The sequence below is a fragment of the Lacimicrobium alkaliphilum genome (assembly GCF_002591895.1).
Classification (GTDB): Bacteria; Pseudomonadota; Gammaproteobacteria; order Enterobacterales; family Alteromonadaceae; genus Lacimicrobium; species Lacimicrobium alkaliphilum.
On sequence record NZ_NISX01000051.1, the window covers coordinates 1 to 290 of the forward strand.

General features: G+C 45.5%; 1 protein-coding gene. It reads left to right on the top strand.

The window, feature by feature from the left end; translation table 11 throughout:
* Nucleotides 1–26 precede the first annotated feature (26 nt).
* Nucleotides 27–290, top strand: a 264-nt coding sequence (locus CDA54_RS19790; RefSeq protein ID WP_244903114.1) for a GIY-YIG nuclease family protein, incomplete at its 3' end; no start/stop codon positions are given.

Sequence of the window (290 nt, forward strand, 5' to 3'; positions counted from 1 at the left end):
GAAAAGATAACGCGAAGGAAGCGAAGATGTTTTATGTGTATCTCTTGCAATGTGAAACGGATGAAAATCAATTTTACATTGGCAGCACGAAAGATTTGAGGAAACGTTTACTCTCGCATAATGCTGGAGAAAACAACGCCACGAAAGGACATCAATGGAAGTTGGTGTACTACGAAGCGTACCTCAATGAGCAGGCCGCCAGAGCGCGAGAGAAAAGACTAAAGCACCACGGTAAAACCAAGCAGGCATTAATGATACGCATCCGGGAGATGCTGGGGTTTACCCAGCCT